We start from the raw sequence: 19,206 nt of genomic DNA on the forward strand, positions 1-19,206 counted from the left end.
AAGGTCGAAGAGGCTGGTGTCGGCACTACTTTGTCCCACCGGTCCGGTGATCGGCAACCGGGACGGCGACTTTGTTCGCGTCTCGTCACGAACTGCTCTGCGACACAATGAAGGTCATGGCAGATGTGGACTTTTCGCTGCTCGATGTACCGCGAAATGATCCGATTTCCGACCCGGAGGCCTACCTGCGGGCCGCGATCGCCTGGCATTTCGGCCCGGCGACCGGTTCTCGCTACTGGCTGCGGACGGCCGCACGGCTCCCCTTCGACCCGCTGACCTCGATTCGGACCTTTGCCGACCTCCGCCTCTTCCCCAACTTCGTCAACGAACTGCGGGAGGTCCCGGTCGAGGATCTGATCCCGCAGGGCTGCTCCGGGTTACCGCACGTCTTCGAGTCCGGAGGCACGACAGGCGCGCCCAAGCGAACGTCCCAACTCCCCGACTGGACCGAGCAGGTCATCCGTTGGCAGATCGAGGACTTCACCGCCGGCGGCTTCGAGACCGGCCGTGGATTGCTGTTCGTCATGCCGAGCGGACCGCACGGCGTCGGGTACTTCTCACGGGAAGTCTCGCGGCGACTCGGTGCCGTCTTCTTCCCCGTCGACCTCGACCCGCGATGGGTGAAGAAGCTCGCGGCACGGAACGCGACGAGCGAGATTGCGCACTATGTCGACCATGTCATCGAGCAGGCGGTCTACGTACTGCAAACCCAGGACGTCGGGAATCTGCACACGTCACCGCCGCTTCTCGAGGCCATGGCGCGGGACGATGCCGTCGTCGATCTCATCAACGAAAAGGTGCGATTCATCCTGCTCAGCGGCGCACACGTCGACGTCGACACTCTCGACCTTCTGCGCAGCATCTTCCCCCGCGCGTCGATCACGATGGCGTTCGGCAGCACGATGGTCTTGTCGCAGGCTTCGACTCGGCTCCGCGACGATTCGTTCGTGTTCGATCCCCGGTCGCCGTACGTCGTCATGTGGGTCGTCGATCCGACGACCGGCGATCCCGTTCCCTACGGGTCGCGCGGTCAGGTCGTGATGAACCACCTCAGCAAGGGAATGTTCATTCCCAACAACCTCGAACGCGACTCCGCGATCCGGTTGTCCGGTCCGCCCGGGCACGTCGGTGACTCACTCAGTGAGGTCAAGCCGGTCGCGACCTTCGAGGGTGAACCGGTCATCGAAGGCGTCTACTGAGATGTTCATCGACGCTCTCGGCCCGACGGGTGCCTACCGGACGCGCAATCGCGAAGTCATCAAGGACACCGCGGGAAACCAGGTCGCAGAGCTCAGCATCGTGCCTCCGCTATTCGTCGCGCGATGCGTTCAGACTCAGAGACGGACGCATCCATTACCGGTCGCGGACCGTGCCGCGGCGTTGGAGAAGGCGTCCAAGCTCTTTGTCGACGAGGAGATCGACGGGCTCGATTTCGAGCAATATGTCGAACTCACCAGCCGCGTCTCCGGCTTACCGATAGCCGTCGCACGGGACGGCGCACACGCTGTCGCGGACGGCCTCCTCGCGGCGTTCGACGCCGTGCGACCCGCCCAGCCGGTGGGCGCAGCCTTCGACTGGCGGGAAGAACGCACCCGGCTCGGCAGCGCTGTGTGGGCGCGGCGAGGTGAGGTTTTCGCTGTTCACGCGTCGGGAAATGCACCGGGCATCCACGGAACCTGGCCGCAGGCCTTGGCTCTGGGATACCGCGTGGTCGTGCGGCCATCGCGGCGGGAACCGTTCACCGCGCATCGCCTGATCCAGGCACTTCTCGCGGCTGGCTTCCGACCAGCAGACGTCGCATACCTCCCCACCGACTACGCCGGCGCCGACGAGCTCATTCGGTGCGCCGACCTGGCGACTGTCTACGGCGGTCAGGACGTCGTGGACAAGTATTCGCACGATCCGACGGTTCTCGTGAACGGACCCGGACGCAGCAAGATTCTCGTCACCGCCGATCACGATTGGCGGGATCATCTCGACACGATCGTCGACTCGATCGCGAACCTGGGCGGTATGGCGTGCGTCAACACGACGGCCGTGCTGATCGAAGGCGATCCTGCTCCGCTCGCGCAGGCGATTGGCGAACGGCTCGCGACCATTCCACCGCTGCCCAACCTCGATGAGCGGGCGGTTTTGCCCACGGTTCCGACCGAGAAAGCGCACGCCCTCGCATCCTTTCTGGCGACGAAGGCGGCCGGAACCACGGCGATCCTCGGCGCGGATCAGGTGGTGGCCGACCTCGGGAACGGCCACGCCGCGCTCCGGCCTGCAGTGCACATGCTTGCCGAGCCGGACACCGACAAGCTCAACGTCGAACTTGCCTTCCCATGCGTGTGGGTCGCACCGTGGGCGCGGTCGGACGGCCTCGCGCCGCTACGGAATTCACTCGTCATCTGTGCACTGACGAACGACGGCGACCTGATCGACGACCTCATCAGCGATCCGACGATCGCCAACGTCTACAGCGGGCACCACACGACCTACTACCAATCGGCAGCGATGCCCCACGACGGTTACCTCGCCGACTTCCTCATGCGTAACAAAGGGGTCATACGGGACTGACGGCACGCGGGACCGCAAAGATTGTTCGCACTACTAACGATTTCGGGTTTACGGTGTCGGGTATGTCAGCCGAGGCGCGCAACGTCAGCGCGGTCAAGGAGCGGATCGCGCAGCTCTACGCCGAAGAGCCTGAGTTGCGTGCCGCCGTCCCCCTGCCGGAGATCAGTGCCGCCATCCGAGAGCCCGGCACGAGCCTGGCCCAATCGGTCGAAACCGTCATGACCGGGTACGCCGACCGGCCTGCCGTCGGATTCCGCACAGATGATGAGTTCACAACGGTGTCCTACGCCGAGCTCTGGGCACGCGTAAACGCGCTCGCCGCCGCGTGGCAGGCGGACTCGATCCGACCCGGCGACCTCGTCGCGATTCTGGGTTTCACCGGACTCGACTACACGATCGTCGATCTGACCTGCGTACATCGCGGGGCGGTGTCGGTGCCGCTGCAGACGAGCGCGGCTCAATCCCAGCTTGCGGCAATCCTTGCAGAAACCGAGCCGCGCATTCTGGCGACGAGCGCCGAACATCTCGACGATGCAGTGACGCTCGTTCTGAGCGGTTTCGCACCGGAACGTCTCCTGGTCTTCGACGCACCAACCCCCAGCGCCCTCGTCTCCGCGCGCCAGCGGCTCGCATCGAGCACGGTCACAATCGACACCCTCGACGAGGCACTTGCGCGCGGCCGTTCGCTCGAACCGGTCGACATCCATATCGGAAATGACGACGAGCTCAGCCTCATCATCTACACGTCCGGAAGCACGGGAACACCCAAGGGTGCGATGTACACCGAGCGACTGGTCAAGGTGTTCTGGACGGCACCGCCACCGCAGGCCGCGATCAACATCAACTACTCCCCGATGAGTCACGTCCTGGGTCGCTTCACGCTCTACGGAGTTCTGGCTCGGGGCGGCACCGCGAATTTCACGTCCCAGAGCGACTTGTCGACGCTCTTCACCGACATCGCGCTGGTGCGCCCGACGGAGCTGACCCTCGTCCCGCGCGTGTGCGACATGGTCTACCAGCGCTACCAGGCCGAGATCTCGCGCCGGCCGGACGCCGACATCAAAACCGAACTGCGGGAACAATTCTTCGGCGGCCGCGTGATCAATGCCGCATGCGGAAGCGCCCCTCTCGCGCCAGAGATGCGGAAGTTCATCGAATCCGTCCTCGACGTCCCGCTGCATGACGGCTACGGGTCCACCGAGGCCGGGCCGAGCGTCGTCATCAACAACAAGGTTCGGCGCCCGCCCGTCATCGACTACCGGCTTGTCGACGTTCCCGAGCTGGGCTATTTCGTCACCGACCAGCCGCACCCGCGGGGCGAGCTGTTGCTCAAAACCACCGCGATGATCCCCGGCTATTACAAGCGCCCGGACGTCACGGCGGAGATGTTCGACGCCGACGGCTTCTACCTGACCGGCGACATCGTCGCGGAGACCGGCCCGGATGAGCTCGTCTACCTCGACCGCCGGAACAACGTTCTCAAACTGTCGCAGGGTGAGTTCGTGACGGTTGCCGCCGTCGAAGCCGCGCTGTCGACAAGCCCGCTCATCCGCCAAATCTATGTGTACGGCAGCAGCGAGCGTGCGTATCTCCTCGCCGTGATCGTGCCGACCGATCCATCGACGCCGCGGTCGGAGATCAGCGCATCGATCGCCCAGGCGGCACAGGAAGCCGAGCTACAGCCGTACGAGATTCCGCGCGATTTCATCATCGAAACCGAGCCCTTCAGCGGCGACAACGGCCTGCTGTCCGGGATCGGAAAGTTGCTGCGACCCAAGCTCAAAGCGCACTACGGCGAGAAGCTGGAACAGCTCTACGCCCAACACGTCCAGGCCCACGACGACGAGATGGCAGCGATCCGATCCGGTGCAGATTCGCGGCCGGTTCTGGAGACTGTGGTTCGTTCGGTCGCCGCCATCCTCGACAGCAGCGACATCCCGACAGATGTGCGATTCGTCGACCTCGGCGGTGACTCGCTGTCGGCCCTCACATTGTCGAACCTGTTGCATGACGTATTCGGCGTCGACGTGCCGGTCGGCGTGGTGAACCACCCGGCCAACGACATCGCGCAGCTTGCGCGGTATGTCGAGGAGAAACTCGCCGCGCCGACGTCGTTGCCGGATGTGGTCCATCCCGATCCGGACGTGATTCGCGCTTCTGAGCTGCAGCTCGAGAAGTTCATCGATCGCCAGACGCTGGATTCTGCACGGTCGTTGCCGATGCCATCGGGACCGGTTCGGACGGTTCTGCTCACCGGCGCGAACGGCTACCTCGGACGGTTCCTGTGCCTCGAATGGCTGCAACGGCTGAAGCCCGTCGGCGGCCGGGTTGTGTGCATAATTCGTGGTTCTGCCGCGCGTTTGGAGAGCGTGTTCGAGAGCGACCCGGCGTTCCTGGCTCAGTTCCGCGAGCTATCCGAAGGCTGCCTCGAGGTCGTCTCCGGCGATGTCGCCGAGGCGAACCTCGGGCTCGACGAAGCAACGTGGGACCGGCTTGCGGGCCAGGTGGACCTGGTCGTTCACTCCGCCGCCCTGGTCAACCACGTCCTGCCCTACCGTCAACTGTTCGGTCCCAACGTGTTCGGCACCGCCGAAATCATTCGTTTTGCGATGTCCGAACGCCTGAAGCCGATCTCGTTCGTCTCGACCGTCGCCGTCGCAGCGCAATGCACAACGTTCGACGAGGACGGCGACATCCGCGAGATGAGCCCCTCGCGATCAGTCGGGCCGGGCTACGCGAACGGCTACGGCAACAGCAAGTGGGCCAGTGAAGTCTTGCTGCGCGAAGCCAACGACTGGTGCGGTCTGCCCGTCACGGTATTCCGATCGGACATGATCCTGGCGCACCCGCAGTTCGCCGGACAGCTGAACGTCCCGGACATATTCACGCGACTGCTGCTGAGCCTCGCCTCCACTGGACTGGCGCCGCAATCCTTCTACCGTCGCGGCGACGGCCATTACGACGGCTTGCCAGCAGATTTCGTGGCACGGGCGATCACCGATCTGGGTCTGAGCAAGGACGGCTTCCGCACGTTCAACGTCCTCAACAACCAAGGCGCGTCACTCGATCAGTTCGTCGATTGGCTCATCGATGCCGGCCAGCCGATTCACCGTATCGACGACTATCGCGAGTGGTTCGGACGCTTCGAGTCCCAGCTTCGCGGGATGCCGGAATCAGTCCGCGACCACACGCTGCTCCCGCTGCTGCAGGCATTCGCCAAGCCCGCGGGGTCGTCGTCGTTGCCAGCCGATCGGTTCCGCGAGGCGATCGGAGACCTGCCGACCGTCACCGCGGAACTCATCGCGAAGTACGTTGCCGACCTTCGCCTTTTGGGACTTTTGACTCACTAGCAGAACGGTTCGGTCGCAGCCTGAATGCGAGTTCCTCACGATCAGGTCATCGTTCGTTTCGGGCGTATTTCGTCACTACTGTCACATGTGTCACACGCAATTCCTGATCTCCATCGGGGGAAACACATGAAGACTCTTTTCAAGCGAAGCGCAGTCGTCGCTGCTGCCGTCGTCGCGCCCCTGATGCTGTCGGGCGCCGGACTCGCAAGCGCGGCCACCGGCCCGACGGTCTCGGCAACGGCGATCCCGTTCATCGGAATCACGATGGTTCACGTCTCGGGCGCTCAGCCCGGTGCGACCTGTGGCGCCGCGAACCAGACGATCACCGCGCCGAGCACCGACAACATCGCAAAGCTCGTCGTCAACCCACTCTCGGCGCTTCCGAACGCGAAGAAGGTCGGCCTCAACGGCAGCGCAGACATCATGCTGATGAGCGGCAACGCCACGAAGGTGCATGTCGCGTGCATCAAGCCGAAGATCTTCCCGCTCCCGGCCTCGCTGAACTTCCAGACCGCCGAAGCGAGCGTCAGCAGCCCCTTCGGTTCCTAGATTCCCCACCAGCGCACCCTGGTCGCGACAAAGCTCGAGAGGCTTCCGCGACCAGGGTGCACTCGTGTTCGCATCAACCGGTAAACAAGGACTGTGAGTAATCATGTCCTCGACAACCCCACGTGGCACTCGCTGATCGGCAAGCACCGGCATTTGAGCGCTCGCGCAGGCAAGGCGATTCGCTACCTGCCGGAGGTGTCGATCTTCGGCGGCGTCGAAGACTGGAATGATCCCGCCGCTTGGGCGGACGTCAGCTCGCTGACCAGCTCGCTCGCCTTGATCGGCGAGGAGTTGACACTCCCCACCGACTGGGAGTTCGCCTGGCGGGGCGTCGGTGTCCAGATGACCGAAACCGATTCTTTCGCACCGTACTTCGACGACGCTGCGGTCGTTCTGACCGATGCCGACGTGCCGGAGATGCTCGATCTCGTGGCCCGCACCCAGCCCGGGCCATTCTCGAAGCACACGAACCGGCTCGGTACCTACCTCGGGTTTCGCTCCGAGGGTCGGCTCGTCGCGATGGCTGGCGAGCGGATGGCACCCGAGGGGTGGACCGAGATCAGCGCCGTCTGTACCGATCCGGATTTCCGAGGTCGGGGTTATGCGGAGCGTCTCGTCATGTCCGTGGCGTCCGTCATTCGCGAGCGCGGCGATCGTTCGTATCTCCATGCGGTCGACAGCAACGTCGGCGCGATCCGGCTGTATGAACGACTCGGGTTCGAAGTTCGGCGCGCAGTGACGTTCTCGAGTGTGCGCAAAGCTCGATAGGGCGTTCCGGCCGGTGTGCTACGCCAACTCCTCGAACTCTTTGCGGCACACCAGGACCGGGCACGGGCTGTGGCTCAGCAAGTAACGGCTCGTCGAACCGAGAAACAGCGACCTGGCACGGCCCCGGCCATGGCTTCCCACAACCACCAAGCGCGCGTCGAGCGCCTGCCGCTGCAAAGCTTCCTCCGGCGGAGCCGCGACCACGACCCTCGTCACCTCGACGTCGGGATACTTCTCCGACCAGCCTGCCAGGCATTCCGCGAGCACCGCGTCTTCCGCCGCGCTGCCGACGTCCCGTTCATCCGCGATCAAAACGCCAGGGTCCCACGCATGCACGGCACGAAGATCCGTGCGATATCTGCTGGCAATCTCGAAAGCGTGCTCGACCGCGAGATTGCTGAGCGGACTGCCGTCGACGCCCACGACCACCGGCCCGGCGAAGGGCTCGCCTCGCCATACCGCAACGGGGCATTCGGCGTGGTTGACCACTTGCGCGGTGGTCGAGCCAACGATGAGCGAGTCCACGGAGATGTGCCGATGCGCACCGACGACAATCATCTGCGCACGCCGACTCCATGCCGTCAGAGCGACGTCGGCCGGTCCGTAATTGCTCCACGTCGAGACTTCGACATCCGGATACTTCTCGGCCACGACGCTCTTCGCGTGGTCGAGGTATTTGTTCGCGGCGGCCGATTCGCTGCTGTACAGCGGAATCTCGGTTGGCATGAGCACGTTGACGGAGTAGTACGCGGGTACCACCACGGCTGAGGCGAGCACAAGCGGCACCTGCATTCGCTCCGCCAGGTCAGCAGCCCACAGTGCGGCTTCGACCGCGGCCTCCGAATCGTCCACTCCGACGACGATCGATTTTCTGTCTGCACGAGTCACGGCTTTCAGCGTTGCGCAGCTGGGGAACGCCAACTAGGGACGAAGGTCGTGACTCCAGCCGCCGGATGGACATTTCGGCGGGTGTCGGGCGTCGATGATCGAGTTTCGCTAGACCAGAAGGCTCCGCGTTCAGCAGAATCGACCTTGACGACGCGGCGAGCGGTGAGGCGATGGACGATGCGACCCAGCGCAGTGTGACCGTCGGGGTGGTAGCCGACCTCGAGGCGGTTGGACTCAGCGATGCCGAGCCGATTGGGCAAGGCGGGTTCGGCATCGTTTACCGCTGCCTGGAAAAACATCTCGGTCGCGCGGTCGCCGTGAAGCTGCTGCTCGACGAACTGGCAGAGGACGAAGATCGCGAGCGATTCCTGCGCGAGCAGCAAGCGATGGCCCGGCTCTCGGGGCATCCCAACATCGTCGATGTTTACCAGGCCGGAGTGACCAACTCTGGCAAGCCGTTCATCATGATGCCGTTCTATTCCAGCGGCTCGCTGGAGACCCGGTTGCGAAGCGAAGGTCCGCTACCGGCGCGGGACGTTCTTTCCTTGGGAGTCAAGCTCGCGGGCGCGTTGGAGACCGCACACCTGGCGGGAATCCTCCATCGGGACGTCAAGCCGTCGAACATCCTGATCAGCGACTATGGCGAACCGCTGCTGACCGACTTCGGAATCGCGCACATGACCGGCGGATTCGAGACGGCCACGGGTGCGATCACTGGTTCGCCGGCATTCACCGCGCCCGAGGTCTTGTCCGGTCGGACCCCAACTCCGCGATCCGACGTCTACAGCCTCGGTGCCTCACTCTTCTGCCTGCTCACCGGGCACGCGGTTTTTGAGCGCAGGGAGGGCGAGAAGGTCATCGCGCAGTTCGTCCGGATCGTGAATGATCCGGTCCCGGACCTGCGGGGGCAAGGCCTGCCTGCGGAACTGTGCACTGCTCTGGAACACGCCTTGAGCGCAGATCCCGGTCTGCGTCCAGCGTCGGCGGCCGAATTCGGTGACGCACTGCGGGATGCCGAACGTGAACTCGGACTTCCGCTCACGGAGATGGCGATTTCATCGCGCCGAGCAACTCCCCCAGCGCCGGACACACCACGGGCGCTGACACCGCCCGTTGCGGCGACCAAGTACCGGCCGCCGCCCGCTGCGCACGCGTTGGTCGAGCGCAATCGGCTCATCGAGACGTTGCGGGAAGGTGGTCGCCGACGGCTGGTTCTGATCCACGCGCCTGCTGGGTTCGGAAAGAGCACCTTGGCGGTCCAATGGCGGGAAGAGCTTGTCCGCGAGAGGGTTCCGGTCGCCTGGCTCAGCGTCGACAACGACGACAACAACGTTGTCTGGTTCGGATCGCATCTCCTCGAAGCGATCCAGAAGGCTTCTCCCGGGCTCGCCAACGGCCTCATTCAGATGCTGGAGGCCGGCGGCCCGGCCGCGGTTCGGGGAGTTTTCACGCTGCTCATCAACGAGATTCACGAGGCTGGCAAACAGGTCGTTCTCGTCGTCGATGACTGGCATCTGGTCGAGGACCCCGAGAGCCGGAAGGCACTTGCCGGACTCCTCGATGCGGGCTGCCATCACCTACAGATCGTGGTCACTTCACGTTCCCAGGCGGGACTGCCGTTGGGCCGGCTGCGGGTGCGCGATGAATTGATCGAGATCGACTCGGCTGCTTTGCGATTCGACGGCGCGGAATGCCGTTCGTTCCTCGTTGATCGGGGCGGCATCGCGTTGGCAGACGATGCGGTAGAAGAGCTTCACGACTCGACTGAAGGCTGGATCGCCGCCCTCCAACTGGCTGCGCTGTCCCTCCGCGGCCAACGCACGCCGTCGACCATGCTTGCCCGAATCACGAAGGACCACCGCGCGATCGAGGAGTATCTCGTCGAGAACGTGCTTGATTCCTTGGAGCCGGAACTGCTCGATTTCATGCTCGCGATATCGGTCACCGACCGGACTTGCGGCGAACTCGCCTCAGTTCTGGCCGGAGTGCCCGACGCACAGGGCGTGCTCGACGACATCGAGCGTCGCGAACTGTTTCTTCGCCGAACCGACGAAGACTGGGAGTGGATGCGCTTCCATCACATCTTCCGCGACTACCTGCGTCGGAAACTGCACACGAAGGACCCTGCGCGCGAAGTTCAGCTACACAAGATGGCCTCGCTATGGCTTGCCGACAACGGCCTGTTGAAGGAAGCCGTGGATCACGCACTTGCCGCCGGCGAGACAGATCGCGCGGTCGACCTCGTCGAAACGACCGCTCCGCAGCTTCTCGAACGTGCCCAGATGGCGACGTTGCTCGGTTTGCTCACGAAACTGCCCCTAGATGCCGCAGTCGGGCGACCACGCCTCCTCGTTGACGTCGCGTGGGCGAATTCTCTGCTCAACCATGTGGCGGACAGTTCACGGGCCCTCGATCTTGCGGCACCTGACGCGGACGACGCCCTTCGTGCCGAGACCGATGTCATTCGGGCGACCACCAACTGCATCGCCGACCGCGTCGATGGCGCTCTGGAACTCGTGAGTGGGTGCCTCTCGCATCCGGACGACTTCCGTCCGTTTGTGGTGAGTGCCGCCGCCGCCTGCGCAGCGTACGTGGACTACTGCCAATTCGACTTCCTTAAGGCGATCGAACGGCAAGCCTGGACCAGGCCTTTCCACCGTCGGATGACTGCCCCGTTCGGCGAGGTCTATTCCGAGAACATTTCCGGCATGGCATCCATGGAAATGCTCGACGTCGCCGCCGCCGAGGAGCACTACCGCAGGGCCATGGCGCTCGCCCACCGAACGGGTGACCGGAGCTCTTTCGCGTCCCGGATCGGGGGTGCCCAGCTCGGCGAGCTCCTGTACCTGCGTGGAGACATCGATTCTGCCGAGCCACTGCTCGACGCCAGCCACGAGCTGGGCTTCGAGGGCGGAGTCGTGGCGTTCAAAATCGCGACGTTCGCGACCGGCGCGCAAGTCAAGGCCGCTCGCGGCGACCTGGCTTCTGCTCGGCGACTGCTCGATGAAGGAACCGCCATCGGCCGTGCGATGAATGTGCCGCGGATCGGCGCACACATGGCGCTCGTTCGCATCAAGCTCGGGATCGACGACGGGTCGGATGTCCGAATGGTCGCGGGCGCTCCGATGCTCGAAGAAGTCGTCGACGAGGTGCGAATCCGGCGGCTCGTTGCGCGGGGCGAGTTCGACGCAGCCTGTTCCCAAGCTTCCGAGCTGGTAGGGCGACTCCAGCACGGACCGCGGGCATGGGCTCACCTGAATGCGCAGCTAGTGCTCGCTTTCTGCCTCGCGTCCGCGGGCAGACTTGACGAGGCGCGACCGGTGTTGACCGAGGCGATGGAGACGTGCTCGCGAGTTGGGTTGGTCCGGCCGCTTGTGGATGCGGGGGCTGCGGTTCAGGAATTGGTCGCGAGCTTGCGTTAGGTCGTGAGGTTGCGCTGAAGAACCACGGAACCGATCGGCCTCCTCCTGCGTCCAACTCGGCGAAGGAGGCCGAGGATGCGTGCGAACCCAGATGGACTGCGAAGTGCGGCGAGGCAGTTGCGGGAGGCTGCGGCCGACTTGATCGACGCCGTTCGCCTTCTGCAACCGCAGCAAGCCGGCGACTCGAACTTCATCACGTGCTCACGTGCCGCCCGACGACTTGTCTGCGCGATGGGTCAGCAAGCCCAACTCCTCGAGCTCGCGGCAAGACATGACGAAATGCTCTAGCAGCGACTAACCCCTGGCCAGGCACGATGAGCACATGACTGCCTCGATCCACGTCGCAACCGCTGTCGTCTTCGTGTGGATCGGGCTCGTCGTCGGCATCTCGTGCATCGAGGCGCCGCTGAAGTTTCGCGCTCCGGGCGTCACCATCCCGATCGGGCTCGGGATCGGGCGGCTCGTCTTTCGTGCGATCAACTCGGTTGAAACGGTGCTCGCCCTCATCCTCATCATCGCGCTCGTCGTGGGTTCTCCGGGCGCGCCGGCGATCATCGCACTCGGCATCGCAATTGCGTCTCTAGCTGCGCAGATACTCGCCGTCCGCCCCCGGCTGACCCGTCGCACCAACGCTGTTCTCGCGGGCTCGGACGCTCCGCGCTCCCGTGCCCACCACGCCTACGTTGCTCTTGAAGTCGTCAAACTCGGTGCACTCATCGTCGGCGGGGTCGCCGTCATGTCGTGATGCCGGCCGCTTCCGCAGCCTCCCGATAAGCCTCGGCCAGGGTCTCGACCGTATCGTGCGCATTGAGCCCGCTCGGATTCGGAACGACCCAGACTTCAGCGCCACCGATCGACTCAGCTTGACGGCCGAGCTGCGCCTTCGGTCGTCGAAAGGCCTGCCGGTATGCGGTGACACCGGCCACCGCAACGACGGTTGGTTTCACCTCGTCAACCAGCCGTGCCAGCTCTACACCGCCGCGGCGCAACTCCTCGGCCGACAGTTCGCTCGCCCGAATCGTCGCGCGCCGAACAAGATTCGTGATCCCGATCCCGCGGTCGAGGAGCCGCTGACGATGGACATCCGTCATCGGCGTCCCCCGGGTGAAGTCGGACATGTCGACGATCCCGGCCCGGGTCAGTGCGGGATAGAAGCGGTTGCCCGGGTAGTTGAAGTGCGTTTTCGTCGCCGCCGTCATAAGTCCTGGGTTGATCCCGACGAACAGTAACTTCACACCCGGCCCGATGAGATCGTCGACTTCCTTATCGCGGAACGCCTCCAGTTCTGCGCGGCTGAGCATCACTGCGGCGTCGATTCCTTGCGCAATCGCCGCTGCGCCCGCTCACGAAGTGCGCGCACCCAGCGCGGTCCCGACGGAGTCACTCCCTCGGGGTCCATGAACTCGTTTTCGGCGAGGACACTGACCTCGTCCGAGATGTCTTCCGGCTCGAACGCCCGCAGCGTCCGACCATCATCCCGGCACAACGACTCAACCGCTCCGATGAGTGACCCACCTGCACCTTCGAACGCCGATGCAAGTTCGTCTCTGCTGCATCCCAGATGCTCGCACAGCAGGTCGTCGCGAATGTCGAGGATGGAAGCGGCGACGGACTCTGGGTCAGCCTGCACGGCCGCATCGACCGCAAGGTCGCATTCGGAGTCGAAGCCCATCGAGCGATTGTTGAGATTCGACGACCCGATGCGAAGCAGCCGATCGTCCATGATGAGCACCTTCGCGTGCACGTAGATCGGCTGACCCGCTTCGGTGACCGGGTAGAGAACTCGAACCTTGTGGTGATCGTCGTTCTGCCACAAAACGTGGAGCAGTCGTCGTCGGGCGCCGTCCATCGCCAGCTGTTCCAGCCACCCGGCGGCATTACGCGGGATGACGATGACGATTTCTGGACAGTCAGCACTTTGGAGTCGTTCTGCGATTGCCTCGATGACGATCCTCGATGCGAGGTACTGCGTCTCGATATAGATCGACGAGCGAGCCTCCCGGATGGCCGCCAGGTAGAGCGCCTCGATCTCACGGACGACGTCCTGACCGCGGTATGCGGCCCGAGTTCGCGCGATCGCCACATCCACGTTGATCATCGTCGGCATGAGGCCTTGGGGCCAGATCTCCCTGCCGCGATGGACTGGATCGAGGTCCGTTCCGCCCGCGGACTCCCAGCGTGAACGAACGAGCTCGCCCAGGGAACGTGCGATGGGTCCCTGGACCGCCGTTGTGGCGTCGTGCCACGGCCCGTGTTCTTCGCCGCCGGGATCGGTGCGACGGACATCGTTGTCGGGGTGGTCCCGCGTGTCCCACCGCTCCACCGTCATGTCGATTCCACCGCAGAATGCGAATGAATCGTCGATCACGATGACCTTCTCGTGGTGGGCCGCACCGACCGGGTGGGCCGCATCCGACAGGAGATGCAAACGCTGATGCGTCATCCAGTTGAGCAGAGTCACCGGCATCATTCCGCGGCCGATTGCGGCCCACGTCCCGATGTTCCACTTCAGCAAGTAGACGTCGAGCGAAGAGCGTTCCTTCACCAACCACGACAGAAACGAACCGAGCTTGTTCGGTCCGGGCATCGTCTCCCCGTCCGGTTCGAGCTCGATCCGCGTGTCGAAGTCCCAGCCGACCAACATGATTCGCTGCTCGGCCAACGACATCGCAGCCTTGGCGTAATGGAAATAGTCGGCGGCATCGATGATCACCGAAAGTCGTTCTGCGCGTTCGATTCGCCAACAGGTTTCGCCAGGAACCAAGATCGGGGTTGGCTGCGACACGACGCTGAGTCTATGGGCACGCTTGTCGCCCAGCCTCGCTACCTCGCCTCTGCGACCAACTCGAGAGCCCGAACGCGCTGGTCCGCAGTGACTCCGTGGAAAACGAGCATGACCTCGTCGGCGTCGGCTTCGACCGCGAACTCATCGATGGCACGGACCGCGTCAGCGCCCGTTCCGACGACCGTCTTTCGCATCATCCGCAGTACCTGGCGGCCCTGCGGAGTCGACGCGATCGCGTCGAGTTCCTCATCGGTCACCTTCTCGGCGCCCGGAATTCCGCGCAAGAGGAACGACCGAATCCGCGACCGCCGTACGCGCAGATGAATGGCGTCCGCTTCCTCGACGGTGGGCGCTGCCGTCACGTTGAACGCAGCGATGACATAGGGCTCGTCACGCTGCTTCGAGGGCCGGAACTCCGCGCGGTACGCGGCGACCGCTTCCTCCAGCAGATCAGGTGCGAAGTGTGATGCGAACGCATAGGGCAGACCGAGGTGACCTGCCAACTGCGCACCGAACATCGACGATCCGAGGATCGTCAACGGCACGTTCGTCCCGGCGCCAGGAATTGCACGAACGCCTTCGACCACGGACTCGTCCGACAGATATGCCTGCAGTTCCAGGACGTCCCGCGGGAATCGATCGCTCGTTCGCGGATCGACGCGCAGCGCGGCAACGGTCTTCTGATCCGTTCCCGGTGCTCGCCCCAGCCCCAGGTCGATGCGGCCGGGGTGCAGCGTTTCGAGCGTCCCGAACTGCTCGGCGATGATGAGTGGTGAGTGGTTGGGAAGCATCACCCCGCCGGCGCCGAGTCGAATTGTCGACGTGTGCGCGGCAATGTGCGCAATGAGCACCGCGGTTGCGCTCGACGCGATCGTGGGCATGTTGTGGTGTTCGGCGTACCAAACGCGCTCGTAGCCGTGCTTTTCCGCAGCTTGGGCGAGACGGACACTGCCCGCGAACGAATCCTGAATCGATTCCGTTCGACTCACGGGAGCCAGATCGAGGACGGACAACTTCATGCGGCTTGAGCCTCCAAGAATCGTGCAACGGCTGTCGCCGCCGCGCGGCCGGCGCGATTTCCGCCGATAGTGCTGGCTGATGGTCCGTATCCAACGAGCTGAATACGCGGGTCCTGAGCGGCGGTCACCGCCGTCTGAACGTCGTGACCCGTTGTGCGCAAGGCGATTCCGCCTTCACTGCCGCGCAGCCCGAGCGGCGCGAGGTGGTCAACCGCGGGGCGGAAGCCCGTGGCCCACAGGATCACGTCGACCTTCTCGAACTCTCCCGATGCCCATCGCACACCATCGGGCTCGATGCGCGCGAACATCGGCCTGCGCTCGTACGCTCCCAGACTCTCCGCGAGACGTTCCTGCGGACGCAAAGCGAGTCCCGTGACGCTGACGACCGAGGCCGGCGGCAGTCCTCGACGCACTCGCTCTTCGACGAGACTGATCGCCTTCCGGCCGAGTTCGGAGTCGAAACCATCGCGCCAGACCGGCGGCCTGCGGGTGACCCACACGGTGTCGGTCACTGGCGCGATCTCACCAAGGAACTGCACTGCCGACGCGCCGCCCCCGACGACGAGCACTCGCTTGCCGTGAAAATGTTCGGGGCCCGGGTAATCGACGGTGTGCAATTGCTCGCCTTGGAACGTCGAAGCTCCCGGATAGAAAGGGACGAACGGACGACTCCACGTACCGGTCGCGTTGATGATCGTTCGGGTCGTCCACGTGCGGTTTCCCGCATGGACCACGAGCAGTTCGCCGTCGTTCGTGACCGCGTCGACCCGCACCGGTCGGACCACCGGAAGATCGTGCTCGCGTTCGTAGTCGCCGAACCAGGTCGGCAGAACAGTGTTAGCTCGGTCACTCGACTTGCCCGGTGCGGGCCCATCCGGCAGATCCGCGACGCCGTGGACGTCGTCCATGCTCAGTGAGTCCCACCGGTGCTGCCACGCGCCGCCAGGCGCCGGATTCGCATCCAGGACAACGTGATTGATCCCAAGTCGCTGCAAGTGATACGACGCCGACAACCCCGCCTGACCGGCTCCGATCACAATGGCCTCATACACCTTCACGGATCCTGCAACGCGGGAACGCATCGGAGTATGCCGGCGTTAGCTCCAGAAGAAGGAAGGAACTCGATGACCTTCCAGCGCAAGGAGGAGCCCATGAGCATCGCAGCGAGTACCGCAGCGCAGCGAGGAACGCAGCGAGGAGCGGAATTGGCGACGGTGCGCCCATGAACGGGTCTCGGATCGCAGCAACCCTCGCTGTTGTCATCACTGTTCTGTTCACGCCGATTTGGTTCGCCGTCGTCAGCGGCCCCGACTGGGGATCGACTGCGACCGCGGTCGGAACCGCGTTGGTAGTCGCTGCAGCACTTGCACTTCCGACGTTCATGGTTCTCGGGCACGGACCCCGCCGCCTCGATCGCGCCGCCGTTGCCGGCGACACGATGCTCGGTGCCACGTGGGTTCTGTTCACGTGGTCGATCCTCGGTCTGGTCGCGCGTGCAATTCTCGAGGCCTTCGATGTTTCGAACGCGGGCCGCTTCGTCGGTATCGCAGTGCCTCTCATCTCCGCTGCGCTTCTGGTCTACGGGTTCATCGCCGCGATGCGGGTACCGCGGGTTGTGAACCAGGACGTGGTGATCGACCGCCTCGACCCGGATCTCGACGGTCTGCGCATCGTCGCGATCACGGACACGCACTACGGCCCGATCAACCGTTCGCGCTGGTCGGAGAAGGTCGTCGACCTGGTGAACTCCCTTGAGGCCGACCTCGTCTTCCACGTCGGCGACCTCGCGGACGGCACCCCGGACACTCGGTTCCAGCAGACTCGGCCGCTCGTCGAGGTCAAGGCACGACTCGGCCGGGCCTATGTGACGGGCAACCACGAATACTTCAGCGAAGCCCAGGAATGGCTCGACTACATGGCCAACATCGGGTGGAGCTCACTGCACAACGCACACATTGTTGTCGGACAAGGCGACGGCAAGCTCGTCGTCGCCGGCATCGACGATTTCACCGCCCAGGGTTCGGGCTTGCCGGGACACGGCGCGAATCTCGCGGCGGCATTGGAGGGGGCGGACCCTTCGCTACCTGTCGTTCTGCTCGCCCACCAGCCGAAACAGGTGTTCAGCGCGGCCGAGGCCGGCGTCGACCTGCAGATTGCCGGGCACACCCACGGCGGTCAGATCTGGCCGTTCCGCTACCTCGTTCGGCTCGATCAGCCGGCCGTCAACGGCTTGCAGCGCTTCGGCAAGACCCAGCTCTACACGAGCCGGGGCACCGGCTTCTGGGGACCTCCGTTCCGCGTGTTCGCGCCGAGCGAGGTCACGGTGCTGACGCTACGGACGCCCCACCAGAACGGTTGATTCCTCGGCGTCGTCGAGCGCGAGATTCCAGCGCTCGGGCTGATCGACCAGGTCCCAGAGCTCGGTGAGAATCACCGGCCAGAAGACCTCGGTGGCTGCCGCGAGTTCGGCGGCAGTCCACCACCGGTCGCCCTTGAGCGTGAAGAGTTCGTCGTCGGTGTGACCGCTCGTATCGACCTCGAACGCCGGCACACGGACCGCATAGAAGACGTCGTTTTGGTCGACGATCTGATCGCTGTATCCGTGCCAAACATGTCGTCGTGCGAGCGGTCCGAGAATCGCGTCGGGGGCGATTTTCAGACCTGTTTCCTCGGCCAACTCACGAATGACGGCATCGGCTTCCGACTCACCAGGATCGATTCCGCCGCCCGGCGTCGTCCACCAGGTGTCGCCGGTGCCCGGGTCGCTGTCTTTGAGCAGGAGCACACGGTCGCGATCGTCGAGAACGAGCACGCGAACTGTCGACCGCACGCGGCGACGACGCTGCGCCGGGTCCGCGGGGACGACGTAATCGCGTTCAGCCACAGTCGCATACACCGGTAGCGGGAAGAGCGACGAAGCAGTTCGGGCACAGTGTCACTGGGCGTTCGCCTGGCCCCATCGGCTTCTTGACGGCCTTCTTGGCGGGCGCCTTCGCGACTCTCTTCACCTTGACCGGCGCAGCCGCCGCAACCTCAGGTCGGCGCTGCTGACCGAGCTCCGGTTCGTCGAGTGCCGCAAGCACTTCGTTGATCGCGTCCCGCACTTCCGACGGATCCGGCTCCGAATCCCAACTCCGCTCGATCGCCAGGCTCGGCCGAACATCGACCTGCTGGCGAGACAGTCCGCGCAGCCAGATAATCAGGCCGCTGACCTCAGCGTCGGTGATGTAACCGCGCTCGACGAGATACCGAATGAAGTTCGGGTTCTCGACCTCGTAACGCGAGAATCGGCCGGCGTTCGGCAGGTCGGTCGCCCACTGCCACAGGTAGTCGCGAGCCGGCATGCGATTCGCCGGGTACCAGCGCTGCTTCCAGTCCGAGTTGTGGAACGCGAGGTGGAAGTTCGCGCGGAGAATCCAACCCTTTTCCTCAAGCGCGCCAAGCGATTCCAGCACGTTCACGTTGCCGTACAGCCGGGCGTATTGCGGCATCAATTCACCGGCCCACATGCCCAGGTGAACAGTCGCTCCCTCCGACCACAATGTGGCCCGTTGCGCAGATTCGACGCCATGATCGAAGTCCACGCTGACGCGACCGCCATCATGCTCGTACGCGTTCAGATCAGTTGCATTTTCGAGAACCGTAAAGAGCGCGTCGACCACCCCCTAAAGGTACGGGAGACGCGGGGGTGCAGCTAGGGCGCCTCTCCCCAACTCCTGGCCGTAGCGAGCGGTGGTCAGGTGCGCGGAGTGCAAGGCGGACGAGGAGCACATAGCGGAGCTATATGCGACGAGGACAACGCAGCAGGCCGTGTGCCTGGGCACCGCGCAGTAGGCCACGGGGTTGGGAGAGGCGCCCCAACT

General features: G+C 64.3%; 16 protein-coding genes. 9 read left to right on the forward strand and 7 right to left on the reverse strand.

What is annotated here, in order from left to right; genetic code table 11:
- Positions 1-116: 116 nt before the first annotated feature.
- The 5 genes from F600_RS0122865 to F600_RS0122885 all read left to right on the forward strand — a co-directional run bounded on the left by F600_RS0122865 (position 117) and on the right by F600_RS0122885 (position 7,229).
- The gene (locus tag F600_RS0122865) at positions 117-1,199 is read left to right on the forward strand and encodes a phenylacetate--CoA ligase family protein (protein WP_026306865.1); all 1,083 of its coding nucleotides are present in this window, start codon (positions 117-119) and stop codon (positions 1,197-1,199) included.
- 1 nt (position 1,200) lies between these two features.
- On the forward strand, positions 1,201-2,562 hold the full coding sequence (locus F600_RS0122870; protein ID WP_018162991.1) for an aldehyde dehydrogenase family protein: 1,362 nt from the start codon (positions 1,201-1,203) through the stop codon (positions 2,560-2,562).
- Between the two features lie 62 nt (positions 2,563-2,624).
- Complete coding sequence (gene car, locus F600_RS0122875) at positions 2,625-5,912, forward strand: carboxylic acid reductase (protein WP_018162992.1); 3,288 nt, start codon at positions 2,625-2,627, stop codon at positions 5,910-5,912.
- Positions 5,913-6,038: 126 nt separating this feature from the next.
- Positions 6,039-6,461, forward strand: a complete 423-nt coding sequence (locus F600_RS0122880) for a hypothetical protein (RefSeq protein ID WP_018162993.1) — start codon at positions 6,039-6,041, stop codon at positions 6,459-6,461.
- Positions 6,462-6,554: 93 nt separating this feature from the next.
- Entirely contained in the window at positions 6,555-7,229 is a 675-nt protein-coding gene (locus tag F600_RS0122885) for a GNAT family N-acetyltransferase (protein WP_018162994.1), read from the forward strand.
- A gap of 18 nt (positions 7,230-7,247) precedes the next feature.
- Here F600_RS0122885 and F600_RS0122890 read toward each other — a convergent pair whose 3' ends face one another.
- A complete protein-coding gene (locus F600_RS0122890) occupies positions 7,248-8,117 on the reverse strand; it encodes a universal stress protein (protein WP_040632295.1) in 870 nt (289 codons plus the stop codon).
- Between the two features lie 170 nt (positions 8,118-8,287).
- Between F600_RS0122890 and F600_RS29465 the strand changes: the two genes are divergently transcribed.
- The 3 genes from F600_RS29465 to F600_RS0122905 all read left to right on the forward strand — a co-directional run bounded on the left by F600_RS29465 (position 8,288) and on the right by F600_RS0122905 (position 12,284).
- Positions 8,288-11,539 carry a serine/threonine-protein kinase gene (locus tag F600_RS29465; protein WP_018162996.1) on the forward strand — a complete coding sequence of 1,084 codons (3,252 nt, stop codon included), beginning with the start codon at positions 8,288-8,290 and terminating at the stop codon, positions 11,537-11,539.
- Between the two features lie 75 nt (positions 11,540-11,614).
- The gene (locus F600_RS0122900) at positions 11,615-11,827 is read left to right on the forward strand and encodes a hypothetical protein (RefSeq protein ID WP_018162997.1); all 213 of its coding nucleotides are present in this window, start codon (positions 11,615-11,617) and stop codon (positions 11,825-11,827) included.
- Positions 11,828-11,861: 34 nt separating this feature from the next.
- The gene (locus F600_RS0122905; protein WP_018162998.1) at positions 11,862-12,284 is read left to right on the forward strand and encodes a hypothetical protein; all 423 of its coding nucleotides are present in this window, start codon (positions 11,862-11,864) and stop codon (positions 12,282-12,284) included.
- On the opposite strand, the gene mug is transcribed toward F600_RS0122905, so the two are convergent.
- The 4 genes from mug to F600_RS0122925 are packed head-to-tail and all read right to left on the reverse strand — an operon-like array spanning position 12,274 to position 16,425.
- Positions 12,274-12,843, reverse strand: coding sequence for a G/U mismatch-specific DNA glycosylase (gene mug / locus F600_RS0122910; RefSeq protein ID WP_156024782.1), 570 nt, complete (start codon positions 12,841-12,843; stop codon positions 12,274-12,276). The genes F600_RS0122905 and mug overlap by 11 nt on opposite strands.
- A complete protein-coding gene (locus tag F600_RS0122915) occupies positions 12,840-14,324 on the reverse strand; it encodes a phospholipase D-like domain-containing protein (RefSeq protein ID WP_026306868.1) in 1,485 nt (494 codons plus the stop codon). Before F600_RS0122915 ends, mug begins: the two co-directional genes overlap by 4 nt.
- 38 nt (positions 14,325-14,362) lie before the next feature.
- The gene (locus F600_RS0122920; protein WP_018163001.1) at positions 14,363-15,343 is read right to left on the reverse strand and encodes an LLM class flavin-dependent oxidoreductase; all 981 of its coding nucleotides are present in this window, start codon (positions 15,341-15,343) and stop codon (positions 14,363-14,365) included.
- On the reverse strand, positions 15,340-16,425 hold the full coding sequence (locus F600_RS0122925; protein WP_211220109.1) for an NAD(P)-binding domain-containing protein: 1,086 nt from the start codon (positions 16,423-16,425) through the stop codon (positions 15,340-15,342). Before F600_RS0122925 ends, F600_RS0122920 begins: the two co-directional genes overlap by 4 nt.
- Before the next feature lie 140 nt (positions 16,426-16,565).
- Between F600_RS0122925 and F600_RS0122930 the strand changes: the two genes are divergently transcribed.
- On the forward strand, positions 16,566-17,702 hold the full coding sequence (locus F600_RS0122930; RefSeq protein ID WP_018163003.1) for a metallophosphoesterase: 1,137 nt from the start codon (positions 16,566-16,568) through the stop codon (positions 17,700-17,702).
- On the opposite strand, the gene F600_RS0122935 is transcribed toward F600_RS0122930, so the two are convergent.
- Complete coding sequence (locus F600_RS0122935) at positions 17,676-18,227, reverse strand: NUDIX hydrolase (protein WP_018163004.1); 552 nt, start codon at positions 18,225-18,227, stop codon at positions 17,676-17,678. The genes F600_RS0122930 and F600_RS0122935 overlap by 27 nt on opposite strands.
- The gene (locus tag F600_RS0122940) at positions 18,220-19,005 is read right to left on the reverse strand and encodes a hypothetical protein (protein ID WP_018163005.1); all 786 of its coding nucleotides are present in this window, start codon (positions 19,003-19,005) and stop codon (positions 18,220-18,222) included. Before F600_RS0122940 ends, F600_RS0122935 begins: the two co-directional genes overlap by 8 nt.
- Between the last annotated feature and the right edge of the window lie 201 nt (positions 19,006-19,206).

The sequence above is a fragment of the Smaragdicoccus niigatensis DSM 44881 = NBRC 103563 genome, from assembly GCF_000380645.1.
In the GTDB taxonomy this organism is placed as follows: Bacteria; Actinomycetota; Actinomycetes; order Mycobacteriales; family Mycobacteriaceae; genus Smaragdicoccus; species Smaragdicoccus niigatensis.

What these genes read in the sequence shown, in the direction of transcription:
- F600_RS0122865 (WP_026306865.1), top strand. Translation starts at nt 117, where the DNA reads ATGGCAGATGTGGACTTTTCGCTGCTCGATGTACCGCGAAATGATCCG.
- F600_RS0122870 (WP_018162991.1), top strand. Translation starts at nt 1,201, where the DNA reads ATGTTCATCGACGCTCTCGGCCCGACGGGTGCCTACCGGACGCGCAAT.
- car (WP_018162992.1), top strand. Translation starts at nt 2,625, where the DNA reads ATGTCAGCCGAGGCGCGCAACGTCAGCGCGGTCAAGGAGCGGATCGCG.
- F600_RS0122880 (WP_018162993.1), top strand. Translation starts at nt 6,039, where the DNA reads ATGAAGACTCTTTTCAAGCGAAGCGCAGTCGTCGCTGCTGCCGTCGTC.
- F600_RS29465 (WP_018162996.1), top strand. Translation starts at nt 8,288, where the DNA reads ATGGACGATGCGACCCAGCGCAGTGTGACCGTCGGGGTGGTAGCCGAC.
- F600_RS0122900 (WP_018162997.1), top strand. Translation starts at nt 11,615, where the DNA reads ATGCGTGCGAACCCAGATGGACTGCGAAGTGCGGCGAGGCAGTTGCGG.
- F600_RS0122905 (WP_018162998.1), top strand. Translation starts at nt 11,862, where the DNA reads ATGACTGCCTCGATCCACGTCGCAACCGCTGTCGTCTTCGTGTGGATC.
- F600_RS0122920 (WP_018163001.1), bottom strand. Translation starts at nt 15,343, where the DNA reads ATGAAGTTGTCCGTCCTCGATCTGGCTCCCGTGAGTCGAACGGAATCG.
- F600_RS0122925 (WP_211220109.1), bottom strand. Translation starts at nt 16,425, where the DNA reads ATGCGTTCCCGCGTTGCAGGATCCGTGAAGGTGTATGAGGCCATTGTG.
- F600_RS0122930 (WP_018163003.1), top strand. Translation starts at nt 16,566, where the DNA reads ATGAACGGGTCTCGGATCGCAGCAACCCTCGCTGTTGTCATCACTGTT.